The following is a 17,289-nucleotide window of genomic DNA, read 5'->3' as shown; positions in this document are numbered from 1 at the left end:
CCCGGAGCGCCGCGGTCCGCCGCGACGCGAAGGAGATCTAGCGTCGCGGGCATGGAAGGTACGCGGCAGGCCGCCGGACGCGACGACGGCGTCCAGGCCCCGCCGCGGCCGCGCAGGTGGCGCAGAATCGCCGCCGTCTGCGGAATCGTCACGCTGACCCTTCTCATGGGTACGGCGGGCGGCGGCTACCTGCTGCTCCGCTCCTACGAGCAGGAGATCACGCGGATCCCGAACGCGTTCCCGCCGGAGAACAGACGTCTTCCCCCCGATTCCTCACCGGGGGAGACCTGGCTGGTCGTCGGGTCCGACCGGCGCGGCCCCTTCTGGACGCCCGACGAGCGGCGCTCCGACGTCCTGATGCTCGTCCGGCTCTCCTCCGGCGCCTCGCCGCCGCAGGCGCTGTCCCTGCCGCGTGACTCGTGGGTGCCGATCCCCGGTCACGGCACCGGGAAGATCGGCGACGTGTTCGCCCTGGGTGGGTCCCCGCTGCTCGTCGAGACCGTCGAGCACCTCATGCGCGTGCGGATCGACCACTTCGCGATCCTCGACTTCACCGGCCTCGGGAACGTGATCGACATCCTCGGCGGCGTCGACCTCGGCGGCCGTCATCTGACCGGCCATGCGGCGCTGGGATACGTCCGCGGCCGCTCGGCCTGCGGGCACACGTGCGACGACCGCGGCGGGGCCGGGTGGCAACAGGCCTTCCTCCACGCGCTCGGCGCCAAGGCCACCGACATCGGCCTGCTGGCCAACCCCTTCCGCGTGGACGCGCTGATCCGCGCATTCGCCCGGTCGGTCAGCGTGGACGCGACGGTGGACATCCGCCGGCTCGCCGGACAGGCCGCGCGGGTCGGCCCGGGGAGCACCCGAATCGAGACGCCGCACTCCCGCGCCTCATGGATGGGGCCCGAGCCCGTGCTCCTCCTCGACGCCTCCCGCGCACGCGCCCAATGGGCCGCGATGCCCGGAGCCCCGACGACCTCCCGCGACTGACCCACTACAACGACCAGGACGGTGACATGGCCGCGACACGGCCCGACGGCGGAGTCCCCTCAGGGACGCCCGCCCGGCCCTTCGAGACGACGTTCCGCATTCTGTTCGTGTGCACCGGCAACGTCTGCCGGTCTCCGATGGCGGAGGGGCTCGCGCGCGCGATGCTCGGGCCCGGCTCGCCCCTCGTCGTGGCCAGCGCGGGCATCCGCTCGGAGCCGGGCAGGCCGATGACCGAGCGTGCCCGCCGCGCGGTCGTCAAGCTGGGCGGCGAGCCCCACGCGGCCTTCGCGTCCCGGCGGCTCACCCCCGACCTGGTGGCCGGCGCCGACCTCGTGCTGGGCGCGGGCGTACGGCACCGCGCCGAGTCGGTGGCGATGCACCCGGCCGCCGCCGCGCACGCCTTCACGATCGCGGAGTTCGGCGCGCTCGCCGCCGCGGTGCATCCCTGGAGGGTCGTCCATCTGGCGGATCCGGTCGAGCGGATGCGGGCGCTGGTCGCCGAGGTACGGGCCCAGCGGGGGCTGATCCTGGTGGACCAGCCCGACATTCCGGACCCCAACGGGCGATCCCGGCGCAGGCACCGCGAGGCGGGCCGCCGGATCGCCGAAGCGCTCAACGGCCCCTTCCGTCTGCTCACCGCGGCCGTGCCCGAGAGTCAGGCGTCGACCGGCGTCCTGGCCTCCGCGGCCTCGTAGCCGTAGTCGTAACCGTGGTTCCGGCTCTTGGCGGGGGCGAAGTTCAGCACCGTCCCCACCAGCCGGGCGTTGATGGAGGACAGCAGGTCGACGGCGCGGGTCAACTGCTCTCTGCGGGTCCTGCCGTACCGGGCGACGAGCAGGGCGCCGTCGCAGATCGCCGCGAGTGCCGCGCCGTCGGTGACGGGGAGCAGCGGCGGGGCGTCGATGATCACGATGTCGAACCGGGACGTGAGCTCGGTGAGGACGTTCCGCATCCCCTGTGAGCTGAGCAGCTCACTCGGGTTCGGCGGGACCTGCCCGCTCGGCAGCACGAACAGTCCGGGCCCGCCCCAGGGCTGGATGACGTCCTCAAGACGCGTCTCGCTGATCAGCACGTCCGTGATCCCGGCGGCGCCCTCGATGCCGAGGTAGGCCGGGATGCGGGGCCGGCGGAGGTCGCCGTCCACCAGGATCACCCGCCAACCGGCCTGGGCGAGCGTGATCGCCAGGTTGGTGGACGTCGAGGACTTGCCCTCACCGGGCAGGCAACTGGTCACGACCAGCGATCGGGGCTGGTGGTCGACGCCGATGAACTGCAGGTTGGTGCGGAGCGACCGGAAGGCCTCGGCCCTGGTCGACCGGCCGTGGCTGCGCAGGATGAGGGGATACCTCCTGGCGTTCCGCTCGTAGCCGATGGTCGCGAGGACCGGTCCTCTCGAGGTCTCCTGGAGCGCCTCGGAGGTTCTGATGGTGGTGTCGAGAAGGTCGCGCAGGACGAGGGCCGTGAGCGCGACGAGGAGAGCGATCAGTTCGGCGATCCCGACGTTGACCAGCGGCCGTGGGCTGACCGGAGTGTCCGGCACCTCCGCCCGGTCCACCACGCTCACCTTCACGCTGGGGCGTTTGTCCTGCGTCGGACGTTCGATCTGGTTGATCAGCTGAGTGAAGGTGTCGCCGAGGTCGTTGGCCAGGCGGGCGGCGCGGGCGGCGCTGCTGTCGGTGACGGTGGCGCGCAGCAGCACCGTGGCGGGGATGGCCTCCGCGTGGATCTTGGCCTGGACGCTCTCGACGTCCTGCTCCCGGGTGATCTGGCCGACGACCCGGCGGCTCGTGATGAGCGTCGCGTACGACTGGACCCTCTGCTGCGACAGCGCTCCCGCCTGGATCGCGGCGGACAGGCTGCCCTCCTTGTCGTAGCCGGAGACGAGCATGGTGATGGTCGCGACGTACTGGGGAGGCATCCTCGCGGTCACGGCGAGCGCTCCGGCCAGGCCGATGAGCAGCGACAGGAGGATGAGCGGCCAGTTCCTGCGCGTGAGCCGAACGAAATAGAGCAGATCCACAGGATCACCGCCGCCTTTGGCTGATTCTTGAGAGCTCCCCGGACGGCCGGGCCGGTGTGTAGACGTCCACACCTTGGAGCAGGCCGATCAGGATGATTGCGGTCATGCCCGCGACGATCGCCGTCTCGAGCGGCGGAAACCAGCCGAGCGTGACCGTCAGGGACAGCGCCCCCGTCATCGCCGCCGCCGTGGCGAGCGAGACGGCGATCGCCCGGCTGCCGAGGCCGGTCCGCTGGAGGCGGTGGGTGACGTGGTCGGTTCCCCCGCTGAGCGGCGGCCGGCCCGCGAGCACCCGGGACACCATGACGACGCCGGTGTCCACGACCGCGACGAACGCGGGGAGCAGCAGGCCGGCGTAGATGGCGCCCGGAGTCAGCCCGGTCGCCAGGGCGATCGTCGAGCAGGTCAGGACGAAGCCGATGAACAGCGAGCCGGAGTCGCCCATGAACATCCGGGCGGGCGCCCAGTTGTGGGCGAGGAAGCCGAGGGAGGCGCAGGCCAGCGCGGACAGCAGGATCGCCAGCGCCGGCTGCGAGGCGACGAAGGCCGCCCCCACGAGGAAGACCGCGGTGGCGGCCGTCACCGCGCCCAGCGCGCCGTCCATGTTGTCGAGGAGGTTGTAGGAGTTGGTCATCACGACGATCCACATCACCGTCAGCGGGCCGTCCATCCACTGGCCGGTGAGGGTGATCTGAACTCCCGAGGCCACGACGCCTCCGGCGGCGACCGACTCGACGATGAGCCGCGCCGCCACGGGGAGCGACCGGATGTCGTCGATCAGGCCGAGTACGGCGACCGCGAGGGCGGCCAGGAGGATCGCGGTGACCCGCAGGTCGCTGAAGCCGAGCGCCGCCGCGGTCGGCAGGGCGGTGCCCAGCGCGATCCCGACGCCCCCCAGGAACGCGGTCGGCCGGGCGTGGGCCTTGTGGCCGGCCGGCCGGTCGGTCAGGCCCCATCGGAGGGCCAGGCGTCTCAGCGGAGCCATCGTCGCCGCACTCAGCAGGCAGGCGGCCAGGCCCGCCATGAGGGCGATCACCGCGTTCACCGGGATGACACCAGATCGTCGCGTGCCTCCTGGACGACCTCGGCCAGGATCTCGTCGAGTGAGCGCCGGGGCGTCCATCCCGTCAGCGCGCGCAGCTTGGCGGTGTCCGGCACCCGGCGTGTCATGTCCTCGAAGCCGTGCTCGTAGGCCTCGTGGTAGGGGACGAGGTCGACCCCGGAGGTGGAGCCGGTGTGCTCGATGACGAGCTTGGCCAGCTCCAGGATGCTCACCTCCTCGGTGGAGCCCACGTTGAAGGTCTGCCCGATGGCCGCCTCGGTGTCGAGCAGGCCCAGGAGGGCGTCGACGATGTCCGCCACGTGCGCGAAGCACCGGGTCTGGGTCCCGTCGCCGAAGACGGACAGGGGCGTGCCGTTGAGGGCCTGCCGTACGAGCCTGGGGATGACCATGCCGTAGGCCGGGCTCTGCCTCGGGCCCACCGTGTTGAACAGGCGGACGACGATCGTCGGCAGGCCGCGCTCCTTGAAGTAGGCGTTGGCGAGGATCTCCTCGACCGCCTTGGCCGTGCTGTAGGCCCACCGCACGACGGCGGGGCTGCCGAGCACACGGTCGGAGTCCTCCCGCAGCGGCCCCGACGAGTTCTTGCCGTAGATCTCGCTGGTGCTCGTCAGCATGATCTTCTTGCGGTACCGGTGCGCGGCCTCGATGACGATCTCCGCGCCGCGGATGTTGGTCGTCAGGCAGCGCAGCGGCTGCTCGACGATCAGCTTGACGCCGACCGCGGCGGCGAGGTGCACCACGACCTCGCACTGGTGGACCAGCTCGTCGACCACGAGCTCGTCGAGCACCGAACCCTGCACGAATCGCAGCCGGGGGTGCGGCCGGAGGTTGGTGAGCCGTCCCGTGGACAGGTTGTCGAGGATCACGACGGAGTCCCCGCGGGCGAGCAGCGCGTCGGTCAGGTGTGACCCGACGAATCCGCTCCCTCCTGTGATCAGGTAGCTCCTTGCTGAGGTGTTCACCGACTTCTCCCCATTACATGTAAGAGACTGGCTGGGAACTCATGGCCTGCTGCTGCAGCCAGGCGGCGGTCATGCGGAGGCCGTCGTCGAGCGACACGGGCCGAACCTGCGGGAACAGGTCGTGCAGCAGCCGGCTGGACGCCTGGGACTCGCGGATGTCGCCCGTCCTGGCCGGCAGGAACTCGGTGCCGACGTCCCGGCCGAGCACGGTCGCGAGCCGGTCGCGCAGGTCCAGCAGCGAGACACGGGTGCCGAACGCGAGGTTCACCGGCGTGGGGTTCGTGACCCGGCGCAGGGTGGCGTCCACCAGGACGTCGGTGACCGAGCGCACGAAGGTGAAGTCGCGGGCCTGGGTTCCGTCACCGTGGATCGGGAGGGGGCGGCCGCGCAGCGCCGCGGAAAGGAACACGGGGACGACGGCGGCGTAGGGGTGTCCCGCGGATTGCAGCGGCCCGTACACGTTGAAGAAGCGGAAGGGCAGCACCGGCAGCCCGAAGCTGCGCCCGTACGCGACCGCGTAGGCCTCGGTGGCGAGCTTGCTGGCGCCGTACGGGCTGAGCGGGCGGGTCGGGAGGTCCTCGTGCTTGTACGGCTCGAGGACGTCGCCGTAGACCGACGACGAGGACGCGAGGATCACGTGGGGACCGGCGGAGCGGCAGGCCTCCAGGACGTGGAGGGTGCCGGTCGCGTTCACGGTGTGCGCGGCGATGGGGTCCTTGATGGACCGCGGGACCGATGTGCGCGCGGCGAGGTGGATCACCGTGCCCGCCGAGGAGACGAGCCCGGAGAGCAGGCCCTGGTCGAGGATGCTGCCCGGCACGAGGTCCACGTCGACGCCGTCGAGATTGCGGGGGTCGCCGCTGCTCAGATCGTCGAGGACCGTGACGCGTTCGATCTCGGGGCGGACCGCGAGCGCGCGGCAGAGGTTCGCGCCGATGAACCCCGCGCCCCCCGTGACGAGGACCTTCACCGGCTGCTCACTCCACGGCGCGGTTTCGACGAGCCATGGAGCGACCGGTAGAGCGCCTCGGTGTCGGCGACCAGCCGTTCCACCGCGAAGTTGCGCGTCGTCCACTCCTTGGCGGCCTCGCCCATGCCGCGGGCGAGATGCGGGTCGGACAGCAGGCGGATCGCGTGCGCGGCCAGTTCGCCGGCGTCCCGATTGGCCAGCAGGCCGGTGGAACCGTGGCGGACGACCTCGGCGACGCTGCCGACCCGGGTGGAGACCACGGGGACGCCCGCCATCCCCGCCTCGACGAGCGCGAGGGGCGTGCCCTCGTTGTCGGAGGTCAGCATGACCACGTCGGCCGCGGCGTACACGGTCTCGACGTCGCGCCGCCAGCCGAGGAGGCGGAAGGAGTCCCAGATCGGGTGGACGTTCCGTTCCATCTCCTCCTTGAGCTCACCGCTTCCGCAGACGAGGAAGCGGCAGCCGGGGATCCGCTCGAGTACGGCGTTCGCGGCGTCGACGAACCGGTCGGGCCGCTTCACCTTGGTGAGCCTGCCGACGTACGCCACGACGGGGACGTCGGCGGGGATGCCGAGTGCCGCGCGTGCCTCGGCCCTGTCCGGGACCGGGCCGAGCCGGACACCCGGCGGGATCACGACGTACTGTTCCGGCCTGCCGATGCCGGCCGCCAGGAGATCGTCGCGGACCCGGGCGCCGACGGTGACCAGCCGGTCGGACAGGGAGGCGAGGAAGCGTTCCGACCGGGTGTAGACCGACCGCTTGAACCCCGAGAAGTAGCCCTGGAGAAGGTGGCCGTGGAAGACGTGGACCCGTGCCGCGTCGACGCCGGACATGCGGGCCGCAACCCGGCCGAGCGCCCCCGCCTTGGTGGTCCGGGTCTGGATGACGTCGGGACGGAACTCGCGCATGGCGCTGATGAGGCGGAACAGGGCGCGGTAGTCGTCGGCGGGCTTGATCGACCGTCCGAGGCCGGGGATCCGGTGGACCGGGATCGTCGTATGACGCAACTGCAGGTGGTCTCCCTCGCCGCCGTCGACGTAACCCGTGTAGAGGCGGTGGTCGAACTCCGCGGCGTTGAGCCGCTCGGACAGCCCGGACACCTGAGTGGCCGGGCCGCCGACATTCATCCGGGCGATGATCTGCATGACACGGATCCGGCCGTCCGGTTTCATGCGAGCTCCTTCTTGGTCACTTTGGAGAAGCTAGCTGGCCCTTTGGTCTGTTCACCGGCGCTGTGGAGGCGGAGGGGAAATGTTTTCCCTATCCCGACCCGCGCATGATCGAGTCGCCGGTGGGCGTGAATCGCGCGGGGGAGCGCTCGGAAAGAATCCGCAGAAAAAGGTAATCGCCGTGCCATGGGCGTTCGCCCCGGCCGATATCACGCGGGCACGGCGCTAGCGTCGCTGGCGCCGTATTCCTGAAAGGCCGACCGAGGGCGGATGTCCGTGCAATTCCTCATCGTCGTCGTCACGACGGCGGCCCTCGTCCTTATTGTTCGCGCCGCTCTGGGCGCCTCGGTGGCGCGGCGGGCGCTGCCCGTGCTCCTGCTGGCGTACGGCGCCAGATTGCTGGTTCACGTCCTGGTGTTGCGCGGCTCCCTCATCCACTATGGCGGCGACAACTTCTGGTACGAAATGAAGGCCGTGGAGGTCGCCGCCTACTGGCGCAACGAGGGATTCCAGTTCGTCACGGCGGAGCAGATTCCCTCCCTTTCCTTCGCGGCCGTTCCGTGCAATCTCTTCGCGATCGTCGTCTATCTGTGCGGGGGGCCGGCGCCGTTCGCGTGCACGGGCGTCGTGGCGCTCATCGCGTGCCTGCTGTGCATCGTCATGTACCGGTTCGCGCTGATCGTCGGCGCGGACGAGCGGGCGGCGTTCCTCCTGCTCGTCGTGACGGCCTTCATGCCGGCGTTCCTCCTGCACACGTCGGACACCTTCAAGGACGGCCTCAACGTGCTCCTCGTCGTGTCCTGCCTGGCCCTCGCGGCCTCCAACGCCCAGCGCTTCGACGTGCGCAGACTCCTCGCCCTCGGGCCCTTGTTGTGGGCCCTGTGGTATGTCCGGCCGTACATGGTGGCGATGTGCGCGGTGCCGCTGGTGCTCAGTTCCGCGGTGGTCAGAAGGTCGCCCCTTCCGCGCCCGCTGCACATCGCCCTCATCGTGTCCGTCCTCGCCGCGCTTTTCGTCATGAGCGCCGACGGGGGACCGGTCGAGATCATGCAGGGGCAGCTGGAATACGGGCAGTCGGAGTTCGCCCGCCGCGCCAATGCCGACGGCGGTTCCGGCGTGATTTTCGACGACGGCGGAAACGCCTGGAATGCGATCGCCCCGAAACTGCTCTACACGTTGCTGGCGCCGTTTCCCTGGATGGGCGGCAGCGTGGTCCTGCAGCTCGGCAAGGTCGACATGCTCGTGTGGTATTTCATTCTCTACAGCGCGTTCCGCGGGGGCCGCCGGTTGTGGCGCGACGATCGCGCCATGCTCGTGATCCTGCTGCTGTTCATCGTTCCCGGCCTGATCACCTATGCCACCACCATGGCCAATGTCGGCCTGATATTCCGGCAGCGCATGCCCATCGTGATGGTCACGAGCCTTTTGGCCGCGGTCGCGTGGTCGAGAACACGGCCGGGGAGACAAAGGAACGGCAAGGACATCGCCACACAGGAAAGTCCGGACGGGATCGGCGGATTCGCGTCGTCAAACTTGCGCGCATGATCACAACGTCGTCACTGGCGGAGCCGGCGGCGGAAACGGGCGGACGCCGGCGAGGCCGCATATGGCGTTCCCGCGTCTGGCGATGGTCGCCCGCGGCGCTCGCCGTCGCGTTCACCGTCGCCGTGCTCGTGAGGTTCGGCGTCTCGCCGGGGGAGACGGCCCGGTTCGCGGCGTACGTGTTCCTGTGCCTCGCGTTTCCCGGCCAGTTGCTGATCCGGGCGTCGTACCGGGGCTCGCTCACCCTGGCCGAGGAGATCGCCCTCGGGGTGACGCTCGGCTACGCCGTCGAGATCCCCGCATACGTCGCCGCCCGGGCGGTGGGCGCACCCCTGCTGGTCCTGGCGTGGCCGGTCGCGACGTACGCGGCCTTCCTCGCCGTCCCCCGGTTGCGTCCGCACTGGAGGCGACCGGCACGGAAGCCCGCGCCCGCCGCCTGGTCGTGGTTCATCGGCCTGATGGTCGTGTACCTGGTGGGGTGGGGCGCCTTCACCTTCTTCCGGAGCACCGCGCTCACCTGGCCGGCGCTCGCGGCGTCCCATCCGGACCTGCAGTTCCACCTCGCCCTGATCGGCGAGTTGCGGCACCACATGCCGCCCACCCTTCCGATGGTCGCCGGAGAGCCCCTGCTCTACCACTGGTTCGTCTACGCGCACCTCGCGGCGGCGAGCTGGATCACCGGTGTGGACCCCGTCGTCCTGCTGCTCCGCCTCGCGGCGCTGCCCATGCTGGCGGCGTTCGTCGTCATCGTGGGGACCATCGGCCGCCGTGTGATCGGCTCCTGGCCGGGCGCCGCGCTGGCGGTCGTGGGCACGATCTTCGTCGCGATCCCCAGCCTCTACCTGAACGCGAACGGACTCCTGCTGTGGACCGGCGTCCAGCACACGCCGTGGATGAGTCCGTCCCAGACCCTCGGCGCGCTGGTGTTCGCGCCGGTCGTCCTGCTCCTCGTCGACCTCCTGGAGGGCCGCGGGCGGGCCGTGCGGACCTGGCTCCTGTTCGCCGTACTGCTGCTCGCCCTCATGGGCGCCAAGGCGACGTACCTGCCGCTGCTCGTCGCGGGGCTTTCCGCGGTGGTCGCGGGGGACCTCGTGCGGCGGCGCCGGCCGCGCGCACCCGCCCTCACCGCGCTCGCGGCCGCGGGCGCCTGTCTCGCCTACGCGCAGTTCGTGTTGTACGGCGGAGCAAGCTATGCCACCTCCGTCGAGCCGCTGTCCCTCATGGGACCGGCGTGGCGGGACCTGACGGGTTCGGACGGCCAGGCGGCTCCGGGGGCGGCGTCGGTGCTCGGGATCGCGTCGTTGCACGTGTTGTCGTGGGCGGCGACCTGGTGCGGGGCTCTCGGGTTGCTGAGCAGGCCGCGGGCGCTCGGGCGGCCGGGCGTGGTCCTCATGATCGGCGTGGGCGCGGGCGGACTCGGGGCGATCCTGGCGCTGGGCAGCCCCACGCTCAACCAGGGGTACTTCCTGCAGGCGGCCTATCCCTACCTGGCGATACTCGCGGCCTACGGCGTCTTCGCGGTGGCCCGGCGGGAGAGGACGCCACGACCGGCGATCTGGTGCGCGGCCGCCGCGGGTCTCGCGGTGGCGTACACCATCCGCACGGCGTGCGCCGTCACCGTGCCCCTCGGGCCGGATGAGCCGGAGAGCGCCCTCTACCTGCCGCACCTCCTCCTGGTTGCCGTGGCGGCCGCGGCGGCGCTCACCGTCGTCGCGCTCAGGCGGCGGCTCCGCGCGTGGACCCTGGTGCTCGTCATGATGACGGCCGCCGCCGTACCCGCCGCCTGGCAGACCCGTCTCCAACTGCTCGTGGACGGTACGGCGGCCTCCGTCGCCGAGGACGCCGACGAGGGACCGGTCACGACCCCGCCCGGCGCCATGGCGGCGGCGCGCTGGCTGCGCGCGCACTCCGAGCCCGACGACCTGATCGCCACCAACGAACACTGCCGGTGGGGAGGCGAGACCCCCTGCGACAGCAGGCACTTCTGGGTGACCGCGCTCTCCGAGCGGCGCGTCCTCGTCGAGGGCTGGGCGTACACGCCGGCCAACCTGGCGCGATGGCGTCCGGGCGCGCCGCTGCTGTCGTCGCCGTTCTGGGACGGCGAGCGGCTGCGGGTCAACGACGCCGTCTTCACATCCCCCTCGGCGGCCTCCGTCGAGCGCCTGCGCGACCGGTACGGCGTGGCCTGGCTGGTGGCCGACGAGAGCCGCGTCCCGCCCGGCGCCGACATCGGCGCGTACGCGACCCTGCGGTTCCGCTCCGGCGGCTACGCCGTCTACCGGGTCCCCGCCCGCCCGACCGATCCGCACACCACCACGGCAAGGACCTGACGATGAGGCGCAAGAACTACCGGACGCTGGACGGGATCCGCGGGGTCGCGGCGTTCTGCATCGCCGCCCACCACATGCCGGACTACTTCCGCCCGTGGATCCCGTCCGCGCAGATCGCGGTCGACCTGTTCTTCGGGCTCAGCGGCTTCGTCCTCGCCCACGTGTACGACGACCGCGTGCGCGACGGCATGACCGCGCGGTCCTTCATGCGGCTCCGGTTCGTCCGGCTGTATCCGCTCTACATTTTGAGCATCGGCCTGGGCGTCGTCTACGCCCTCCTGGCGATCCTCCTGCACGTGGACGACTCCGGGTGGAGCTGGGCCGGCCTCCTGCTGACCGTCCCCTTCGCGCTGCTGATGTTGCCGACGCCGTTCACCGCCGGCCTGTTCCCCCTCAACCCGGTGATGTGGTCGGTCTTCTTCGAGCTCGTCGCGAACGCCACCTGGGTCGTGCTGTGGCACCGCCTGCGGCGGACCAGGTTCGCGATCGGGACACTCGTGGCCTGCGGCGTGCTGCTGTCCGTCGCCGCCGTCGCGTTCAAGTCGACCGCGCTCGGCATCGTGTGGCTCACCATCCCGGGCGGGTTCGCCCGGGTGATGTACGCGTTCCTGCTCGGCGCGCTGATCTACCGGTACCACGAGCGCCTGCGCGTCCCCCGCGTTCGGCCCGTCGTCCTGCTCCTGGCGCTGCCGGTGCTCGCGCTCATCCCGATGGGATACGTGGGGCAGCTGATCTGCGCCCTCGTGGTGCTCCCCGTGCTGGTGCTGCTGGGCGCGAGGTCGGAGCCGAGCGGCGTGACCGGCCTCCTGTGCGACAAGCTCGGCCGCGCGTCGTACGCCCTCTACGTGATGCACATCTGGCTGTACTCCGTGCTGATCTACGTGGGGCTCCGCGCCCCGGAGGTCGGCCCGGGGCTGGGGTTGCTGTTCATCACCCTGCTCGCCCTGGGCTGCCTCGTCCTCACCGAGGTGTTCGAGAAGCCCGCCCGGCGGTGGCTGGGCGAGCGGACACTGCGGTGGCTGCCGGAAGCGGCCGCCGAGGCGCCCGCGCGCGGGCCTGTCCCGACAGGCGGTCGTACAGGCGGTCGAACCATCGGGCCGCGCGGGTGATGTCCACGAGCCCGGATCCGGCGAGCGCGCCGTCGCTAAGGCGGCGGTGCTCGCCGGGCCGCATCGCGGCCAGGATGCCCGCGGCGAGGGCGTCCGCGTCGCCGGGCGGCGTCAGGTAGCCGTTGTGGCCGGATCTGACCAGGTCGGGGACGCCGCCGACCTCCGTCGAGACCACCGGCACACCCGCGGCCAGCGCCTCCATCACCACGACGGGCAGCCCTTCGTAGGTTGAGCTGAGCACCAGCAGGTCGGCCGAGGCGATCAGGCGGCCCGCGTCGGGCACGGGCCCGAGCAGCCGGACCGAGGTGAGGCCGAGGCCGGCGATCCTGCGGGCCGTACGGTCGAGCAGGGGACCGGATCCGGCGAGCAGGAAACAGGCGCGGGGATCGCGGGCGGTCACGGCGGCGGCGGCGTCGACCAGCAGGGCGTGGTTCTTCACCGGCCGGAAGTTGGCCACGTGCACGATGAGGAAGGCGTCCTCGGGCACGTCCCACTCACGCCGGATGGCATCCCGCCGCTCGGCACGGCGTCGTTGCCTGGCGACGTCGACGCCGTGGACGCGGGTCGACAGGCGGCGGGAACCCCAGGTGGTGGCGCCCCGGGCCACCTGCGGGGAGACGGCCACCGTATGGGTGTCCAGCCATCCCGTCGCGCGGTCGAGGAGCATCGTGGGCCAGCGGAACCGGACGCTGTGCACGGTCGAGACCACGGCGGGCCGCCTGCGCCACAGACGGCAGAGCGGCCGCAGCACCGACGCGGGAACCGGCGAGTGCACGTTGACCACGTCGGGCGCGAGGCGGACGACCACCTGCGCGAGGCGGGCGAGACGGAACGGGCGCGGGCACGCGGTCAGGTCGACGACGTCGATCCCCGAGGCGCGCAGCCGGCCGATGAGCTCCCCGGTCGAGGCCCGCAGGCACACGACGGTGTAGCGCCTGCCCCTGCGCGGAGCGGCTCGCAGGCGCTCGACGAGCAGGACCTCCGCCCCGCCCGTGTCCAGCGTCTTGATCACCTCGCAGACGTGGACGCGGGTCACGGAGTCCCCACCGTGAAGCGGGCGCGGTACTCCGACAGCGTCCGGCCCTCGAACTCGCCGGACACGTGGGCGAAGAGCACGTCGAGGTGCCGGTAGAGCCCCTCGACCGCGCGGGCGCTCCCGAAGTACGGGCTGCCGCCCGGCATGAGCTCCGACGAGTGCAGCATGAACTCGACGTGATCGCGTCCGTCCTCCCGCGCCGCGCGCGCGAGGCCGAGCATGCCGTCCAGGTTCCTGCCGTTCGGGCGCATCCACGCGGTCTCGGGGAAAAGCCGCCCCCAGACGCGCCTGGAGAGGCCGGAACGGGAGACGAGACGGCGCGCCGTCTCCACCGGCCGCGGGTGCCGGCGGGGGGTGATGGTCATCGGCACCTCCAGAAGCGGGGAGCGTCCGGGCCGGTCGACGGCCATGGGGTCGACGAAGTACGGAGCGGAGGGGAACCGCGAGTAGTCCTGCGGCCCGGCGCCGCCCGGCGCTCCCCACGTGCCCTTCCAGGAGACGCCCGGAGTCACCGAGCAGTCGGTCAGGTAGCCGTGCTCGATGAGCAGGCGCGCGTAGGCGGCGTCCAGCATCCACCGGCCGGCCCGGTGACTGGTGGGGGAGAGGCCGAAGGCCGTCTCCAGCGCACGCGTCGCCGTCTCGATCTTCGCCGCCATGACGGTCTCCGGGAAGTCGATCAGGAACGGCTTGCACCGGTGATCGTCCTGAGTCAGGGGCACGAAGGGAGGCGTGGTCCAGGCGTGCAGGTGCATGCCGATCTCACCCGCGTCGCGCTCCACGACCGACCGTCCGAACGCCTGGAACACGGGGCTGCACGCCATCGTCCAGTCGGCGAGGTAGGTGGGCCGCAGTCCGTGCCGTTCGCACATCGCCTGGAAGCGGGGAAGGCAGGCGGCGTTCTCGGTGGTGACCGGCCTGGAGTGGTCCCACGCGTCGTCGGCCTCCACGTCGACGGTGATGAGGAAGGTCTGGTCTCCCATCGGCCGGTCACCCGTCGCAGCGGTAGAGGAACAGGGTCTTGCCGTCCTGCCAGTCGTGGCAGCGCCGTACGGGCTCGCCGAAGTCGTCGAAGATCCCCTCGATCCGGCCGGCCTGGGCGGGGAACTCGTCGACCATGACGTAGCGGACCCGCCGGGTCGCGAGCAGCGTGCGCATCCGGTCCTCGATCCACTCGTCCGCCATGTAGTGGAACCAGCCGAGCGCGATCACGAGATCGATCACTTCGGGGTCGGCCGGCGTGAGCGACTCGAAGCTCCCGGCCCTGAACTCGACGTCCGACCGGGTGAAGCGCTGCAGGAGCCGGGCCCAGGAGATGACCCCGGGCTCGACGTCGAGGCCGATCCGGCGCGGCGCGTCCACCCGGTTGAGGATCTCGCCCAGGCCGCACCCGACGTCGACGACCACGTTCAGGGGCGCGGGCACCTCGTGGGCGAGGGCCACCGCCATCTTCTTGTAGTTGGTCGTGTGGAATCCACGCAGATGCCATTTCTCCGGCCGGTACACCAGCCACAGGGGAAACCGCAGGGCCCGGAGTGTCAGGGCCTTGGAGACGCTTCCGGCGCCGTGCCGCCGGGCGACCTCGACCTTCCTGGTGAGCTGCTTCATGGTGGCCACAGGAGCACCGCCGCCCCTGGGCGCGCCACGCCGACACGCGCCAGATGATCGTGTCTTTCAGGAACGGACGCCGGCCCGGAGCGGCCTTTTGGGCTCCTTGGCGTCGTCGTCGGCGAACCTGCCCAGCAGGGTGAGCCAGGTGCCCGCGCAGCAGACGGAGACGGCCAGCGTCCCACAGGCGAACAGGAGCGACGTCCCCGCGGCGTCCCGCGCGGCGAGGCCGGCGAGCAGGAGGAGCCCGACCAGGGCGAGCCCCTCCGCCCCCAGGTAGGCGAGCCGCCAGCCCGGCCGGCCCAGAGCGAGGGGGAGCACGTTCGACCAGCAGACCAGCCCCTTCACGCACGCGGCGGCGACGAGGACCGCGGCGACCGCGGCGAGCCCGCCGTACCGGCTCCCGTAGACGAGGCGCAGGACGTCGTCGACGACGAGGACGGCGACGCCCAGCGTGAGCGTGCCCACGGCGGCGAGCAGGAGGGTGGCCCGCCGGAGGTCCCGGCGGCCGCGCGTGCTCACCTCTCCGTCCGCGACGGCCCGGCACAACCGCGGGTACAACATCGAGGCCACCGGCATGATCATCGACGCGTAGAGCCGCCCGGGAGCAGATGCGATCTTGAGAAGGGTCACGAGCGTGGAGCCCCCGAGGAGACCCGCGACGGCGAGTATGCCGGAGTCGGACACCTCCGCCAGGGCCGTGCCGCCGGACGCCTTGACGGTGAAGCCCAGGAGGCCCGGGGGAACCGGACCCGGCCGGCCGGGCGGGCCCATCGCCGCGCGCACCGCGCGCACGGCCAGGACGATCTGCGTCACGGCGACCACCAGCGCGCTCACCGCCTGCCCGGCCAGGAAGCCCGGCGCGCCCCACACGAGCATTCCCGCCACCGACAGCGCCAGAGACAAGCCGGCGCACGCGAGACGCAGCACCCCGAAGGAGCGCAGCCGGTCGGTCAGCGCGAACGCCGCGCGGGGCGCGCCGTTCGGCCCGGTGAGGCCGCGCGCGACGACGGCGAGGGCGAGCATGAGCGCCAGGCCCGGCCCGGCGAAGCCCAGCAGCCACGTGACGGGCACCGCGGCGAGGCCGAGCACGGTCGTCGCCACACGGCCGGCCACGTCCCAGCGGACCAGGCGCAGGAAGAGGGCGGACCCTCCTCCCGTCGCCCGGTGCTCGGCGGGGACGAACCGCTGGGCGGCGTTCTCCAGGCGGGGGTCGCACAGCAGGAACCAGACGCCCGCCACCGACTGCGCGAAGATCGCCTGCCCGGCCCGTTCGGTTCCCGTGAGCCGCACCAGGGCGACGACGCCGAGCGAGGACACGACGGCCTCGGCGAGGCCCGCCGCCGTCAGGGAGGTGAAGGTGTGCAGGTGACGCCGGCCAGGCGGGCTGAACCGGCCGGTCACCTGAAGCCGATGCCGAACCGCTCGTACCAGCCGCCGACCGCGGCGGCGACCGCCGGCCAGTCGAGGCCGGCCACCGCTCGCCGGCCGCGTTCGGCGACCTCGGCGCGGGGAGTGTCGTCGTCGATCGCCGCCGCCATCTGCGCCAGCAACTCCGGCGCGGATCCGCTCCGGAAGGTGCGGTAGGCGGTCCTGTCGGTCACGACGGGGTCGAGCGAGATGTCAGAGGAGAGGATGACGGCGGTGCCCAGCGCGAGCGCCTCGAGGGCGGCGGTGGGGATTCCCTCTCCGATCGACGGAAGGCGCCGGGAGGCGAGCACGAAGGCGTGGGCCCGGCTCACCAGCGCGTACACCTCGTCCTCCGTCAGGCGCCCGGTGAACTCCACCCCCGGCCCCGCGAGCCGTTCGAGATGCCGGCGCTCGGGACCGTCCCCCGCGATGACCAGGCGCGCGTGCGGACGGAGGATCCGCAGCCGGCGGAAGGCGTCGAGGGTCAGCGCGTGGTTCTTCACCTTCTCCAGGGAACCGACGCTGACGATGAGGCCGGGGTCGAACCGGTGCGATTCGCGGAACGGCTCCATCCGGGCCAGATCGAGACCGCTGGACATCTGGTGGATCCTCGTCGCGGGGACGCCGACCTTCGCGAGTTCGGCCGCCGGCCGCTTCCCCACGGTGACGAAGCCGCGGACATGGCGGAAGGCGAGCGGCATGATCGCCCGGTGGTGCGCCGACAGCGACCCGTGCACGGTGAGCACGACCGGGATCCCCAGGCGCCGCGCGGCCGGTCCGATGGCGAGCGCCTCCCGGTGGTCGCCGTGCAGGTGGACGACGTCGAGCGGACCGGCCTTCCGGAGCGCGCGGGCGCAGTCCACGGCGAACGCGAGCACGTCGGACTTGAGCGACGCGATCCTGCCGGCCCCGGTGGGCGTCACCCGCAGCGCGCGCGTGCCCTCGGGGGCGTGCCCGCTCCTGCGGGCCACGAGGACCTCGTGCCCGGATCTGACCTGCTCGCGGGCCAGGCGCTGGACGTGGCGCTCGAGCCCGCCGGGTTCAGGCGGCAGGCGGTAACTCACCTGCAGGATCCTCACG

At 71.9% G+C, this 17,289-nt stretch carries 14 protein-coding genes and 1 pseudogene; 5 read left to right on the top strand and 10 right to left on the bottom strand.

The window, feature by feature from the left end; translation table 11 throughout:
• Nucleotides 1–51 precede the first annotated feature (51 nt).
• Entirely contained in the window at nucleotides 52–993 is a 942-nt protein-coding gene (locus Psi02_RS12590) for an LCP family protein (RefSeq protein WP_203973730.1), read from the top strand.
• A gap of 26 nt (nucleotides 994–1,019) precedes the next feature.
• Nucleotides 1,020–1,688: an arsenate reductase/protein-tyrosine-phosphatase family protein gene (locus tag Psi02_RS12585; RefSeq protein ID WP_203973729.1), complete on the top strand. Its 669-nt coding sequence runs from the start codon at nucleotides 1,020–1,022 to the stop codon at nucleotides 1,686–1,688.
• Here the strand turns inward: Psi02_RS12585 and Psi02_RS12580 are convergent.
• The 5 genes from Psi02_RS12580 to Psi02_RS12560 are packed head-to-tail and all read right to left on the bottom strand — an operon-like array spanning nucleotide 1,649 to nucleotide 7,180.
• Nucleotides 1,649–3,013 carry a polysaccharide biosynthesis tyrosine autokinase gene (locus tag Psi02_RS12580; protein ID WP_203973727.1) on the bottom strand — a complete coding sequence of 455 codons (1,365 nt, stop codon included), beginning with the start codon at nucleotides 3,011–3,013 and terminating at the stop codon, nucleotides 1,649–1,651. The genes Psi02_RS12585 and Psi02_RS12580 overlap by 40 nt on opposite strands.
• Before the next feature lie 4 nt (nucleotides 3,014–3,017).
• Entirely contained in the window at nucleotides 3,018–4,058 is a 1,041-nt protein-coding gene (locus Psi02_RS12575; protein WP_203973725.1) for a glycosyltransferase family 4 protein, read from the bottom strand.
• Nucleotides 4,055–5,038, bottom strand: coding sequence for an NAD-dependent epimerase/dehydratase family protein (locus tag Psi02_RS12570; protein ID WP_203973723.1), 984 nt, complete (start codon nucleotides 5,036–5,038; stop codon nucleotides 4,055–4,057). The genes Psi02_RS12575 and Psi02_RS12570 overlap by 4 nt, the downstream gene beginning before the upstream one ends.
• A gap of 13 nt (nucleotides 5,039–5,051) precedes the next feature.
• Nucleotides 5,052–6,008: an NAD-dependent epimerase/dehydratase family protein gene (locus Psi02_RS12565; protein WP_203973721.1), complete on the bottom strand. Its 957-nt coding sequence runs from the start codon at nucleotides 6,006–6,008 to the stop codon at nucleotides 5,052–5,054.
• Nucleotides 6,005–7,180 (bottom strand): glycosyltransferase, encoded by a 1,176-nt coding sequence (locus tag Psi02_RS12560; protein ID WP_203973719.1) that lies wholly within the window; start codon nucleotides 7,178–7,180, stop codon nucleotides 6,005–6,007. The genes Psi02_RS12565 and Psi02_RS12560 overlap by 4 nt, the downstream gene beginning before the upstream one ends.
• Before the next feature lie 267 nt (nucleotides 7,181–7,447).
• Between Psi02_RS12560 and Psi02_RS12555 the strand changes: the two genes are divergently transcribed.
• The 3 genes and pseudogenes from Psi02_RS12555 to Psi02_RS40080 form a co-directional block, all read left to right on the top strand.
• A complete protein-coding gene (locus Psi02_RS12555; protein WP_203973717.1) occupies nucleotides 7,448–8,722 on the top strand; it encodes a hypothetical protein in 1,275 nt (424 codons plus the stop codon).
• The gene (locus Psi02_RS12550; protein ID WP_203973715.1) at nucleotides 8,719–11,049 is read left to right on the top strand and encodes a hypothetical protein; all 2,331 of its coding nucleotides are present in this window, start codon (nucleotides 8,719–8,721) and stop codon (nucleotides 11,047–11,049) included. The genes Psi02_RS12555 and Psi02_RS12550 overlap by 4 nt, the downstream gene beginning before the upstream one ends.
• Before the next feature lie 2 nt (nucleotides 11,050–11,051).
• Nucleotides 11,052–11,999, top strand: a pseudogene (locus Psi02_RS40080) (acyltransferase family protein); the annotation flags it as partial.
• 10 nt (nucleotides 12,000–12,009) lie between these two features.
• On the opposite strand, the gene Psi02_RS12545 reads toward Psi02_RS40080, so the two are convergent.
• The 5 genes from Psi02_RS12545 to Psi02_RS12525 form a co-directional block, all read right to left on the bottom strand.
• A complete protein-coding gene (locus tag Psi02_RS12545; protein ID WP_203973713.1) occupies nucleotides 12,010–13,194 on the bottom strand; it encodes a glycosyltransferase in 1,185 nt (394 codons plus the stop codon).
• Nucleotides 13,191–14,174, bottom strand: a complete 984-nt coding sequence (locus Psi02_RS12540; RefSeq protein ID WP_203973711.1) for a polysaccharide deacetylase family protein — start codon at nucleotides 14,172–14,174, stop codon at nucleotides 13,191–13,193. The genes Psi02_RS12545 and Psi02_RS12540 overlap by 4 nt, the downstream gene beginning before the upstream one ends.
• 7 nt (nucleotides 14,175–14,181) lie before the next feature.
• Nucleotides 14,182–14,799, bottom strand: a complete 618-nt coding sequence (locus Psi02_RS12535) for a methyltransferase domain-containing protein (RefSeq protein ID WP_203973709.1) — start codon at nucleotides 14,797–14,799, stop codon at nucleotides 14,182–14,184.
• A gap of 66 nt (nucleotides 14,800–14,865) precedes the next feature.
• Nucleotides 14,866–16,203 carry a polysaccharide biosynthesis protein gene (locus Psi02_RS12530; protein WP_203973707.1) on the bottom strand — a complete coding sequence of 446 codons (1,338 nt, stop codon included), beginning with the start codon at nucleotides 16,201–16,203 and terminating at the stop codon, nucleotides 14,866–14,868.
• Complete coding sequence (locus tag Psi02_RS12525; RefSeq protein ID WP_203973705.1) at nucleotides 16,200–17,288, bottom strand: glycosyltransferase family 4 protein; 1,089 nt, start codon at nucleotides 17,286–17,288, stop codon at nucleotides 16,200–16,202. Before Psi02_RS12525 ends, Psi02_RS12530 begins: the two co-directional genes overlap by 4 nt.
• Nucleotide 17,289: the final 1 nt, after the last annotated feature.

It is taken from the genome of Planotetraspora silvatica, from assembly GCF_016863315.1.
GTDB classification, from domain to species: domain Bacteria; phylum Actinomycetota; class Actinomycetes; order Streptosporangiales; family Streptosporangiaceae; genus Planotetraspora; species Planotetraspora silvatica.
Note: the sequence above shows the minus strand (reverse complement) of the source record. Positions and strands in the feature narration are given on the sequence as shown.

Coding starts and splice junctions, on each gene's coding strand:
- Psi02_RS12535 (WP_203973709.1), bottom strand. CDS start 14,799: ATGAAGCAGCTCACCAGGAAGGTCGAGGTCGCCCGGCGGCACGGCGCC.
- Psi02_RS12550 (WP_203973715.1), top strand. CDS start 8,719: ATGATCACAACGTCGTCACTGGCGGAGCCGGCGGCGGAAACGGGCGGA.
- Psi02_RS12590 (WP_203973730.1), top strand. CDS start 52: ATGGAAGGTACGCGGCAGGCCGCCGGACGCGACGACGGCGTCCAGGCC.
- Psi02_RS12560 (WP_203973719.1), bottom strand. CDS start 7,180: ATGAAACCGGACGGCCGGATCCGTGTCATGCAGATCATCGCCCGGATG.
- Psi02_RS12585 (WP_203973729.1), top strand. CDS start 1,020: ATGGCCGCGACACGGCCCGACGGCGGAGTCCCCTCAGGGACGCCCGCC.
- Psi02_RS12555 (WP_203973717.1), top strand. CDS start 7,448: ATGTCCGTGCAATTCCTCATCGTCGTCGTCACGACGGCGGCCCTCGTC.
- Psi02_RS12540 (WP_203973711.1), bottom strand. CDS start 14,174: ATGGGAGACCAGACCTTCCTCATCACCGTCGACGTGGAGGCCGACGAC.